Annotated in this window: 2 protein-coding genes and 1 pseudogene; 1 reads left to right on the top strand and 2 read right to left on the bottom strand. The window is 64.8% G+C overall.

Translation table 11 applies throughout. The annotated features are described in order from the left end of the window. Positions 1 to 239: hypothetical protein (locus tag ACWEKS_RS49325; RefSeq protein ID WP_452346602.1), on the bottom strand; the 239-nt coding region annotated here is incomplete at its 3' end. Positions 240 to 436: 197 nt separating this feature from the next. Beyond that, a pseudogene (locus ACWEKS_RS49320) lies at positions 437 to 652 on the bottom strand (three-helix bundle dimerization domain-containing protein); the annotation flags it as partial. 431 nt (positions 653 to 1083) lie between these two features. On the opposite strand from ACWEKS_RS49320, the gene ACWEKS_RS49315 reads away from it, so the two are divergent. Next, the gene (locus ACWEKS_RS49315; protein WP_452346601.1) at positions 1084 to 1386 is read left to right on the top strand and encodes a hypothetical protein; all 303 of its coding nucleotides are present in this window, start codon (positions 1084 to 1086) and stop codon (positions 1384 to 1386) included. Positions 1387 to 1456: the final 70 nt, after the last annotated feature.

Below are 1456 nucleotides of genomic sequence, written 5' to 3'. Positions count from 1 at the left end.
GAATTGGAGCCCGCCGCCGAGCGGCACGCGGTCCGGGTAACCGAGCCGGTGAACGCCGCCTTGCATCGCTCATGCGACCCCACCCCAAGCGACCCGGAGACGACCTTGATCTGCACCGGCCACTCGATACCGGCACGGGGCAGGGTCGAATCTCGGGCGTGCGTTCCGGCCATTGAAACCGCGCGAAAAACGGCTTCAATGGCTTGACCAGCAGCGATGGATGGGTTGTCGGTGGCCAATGGAGTGGGGTGGCCGAAGATCGGACAGATCCGTGGAATCGGGACAGGATCGTCATCCCCGCTGGGGCCGGACGCCGGACCAGTCGTTAGACGACCTGAAGCCTCGATGATTCCGGCGGGGAGGCACCGCATGCAAGGCCGCGTGCTGGTCACCGAGGCCCCCAGGCATCGACCTGATACCTCCATCGGCTACCGGCTCACTGGACGCTACTTAGTCTTATTAGAGGCACGAAGATCGCGTCGCCATGGAACATGTGTACCTGGGCGGTTTCGGGATCCTCACTCACCGGTGGCTCGTATCGGCCGGTTGCCGAAAGCCTCCGCAGTGAGCCGCGCTCGACAAGCAGCGGAAAGAAATCGCGGACCGGCCGGCCGTCGAAGCCGCAGTGGATTTCGGCGGCGACGCCCTCGAAGGTGTCGGCATTGAATGTGGGAACTGTGAGACAACGCGTCGGACGCGTGCCGAGATCTGCTGATCTTCGTCATTTGCTGCCATAGTTCATGGTTGTTCACGACCCCCTGCGTCGTCGACTAGCCATATTTCCGATTCGGGCAGTATGTCACGTTCGATTGCGACCAGCACAGCAATCATGTTCTGCGCCAAAGTGATTGACGATGCCGCAGGGAGGGGGTTCCGACGGCATCGGCGGCACGACGACAGGCTCGAAATCGACGTGGCCCAGAGCGGCCGCGGCCGGGTACCCCTGAGCTACCCCGTCGCAATGCTGAATCCAGGTCCGATCCAGCGCCTGTCGTGCGGCGCCGACCGGGGTGGGGCCGCGGTTCGGGCAAGGGCCAGACGGCCGAAGACATCCATCGCGGCACGCAAGGCGGGAGAGCGCTTGTGAAGCTGAGCGATCTGGCGGCGCACGGCCCCGAGCTCGGCGTCGTACCGCGACGCCGGGGCCTCGGCAGGAAGGGCTTCGCGGCGGCGTACCAGCGCCTGCGCGTGCTGCATCAGCTCACGCACGAAGGCACGGGCCTGGGCGAGTTCGGGGTCCTCGGACATTGCGCTCGCATCGAAAGGGGTTACACGCATCGGCAGGGGCGGCACCCGGGGGCAGCCATTGCACCATGGACGGTCAACCTTGAATTCGCCAACCCGCACCCGGGCGGCGCAGTGTTCATTATGTCGCGGGTGTTCTGATCTTGGACCGATGAGGGTCCTGTTCCCGCATCTGGACGGTCTGCAGATCGAGGTGATCAGGGCTGCGGGT

The organism is Nocardia sp. NPDC004711 (assembly GCF_053601595.1).
This window is presented reverse-complemented; position numbering and strand designations above follow the sequence as displayed.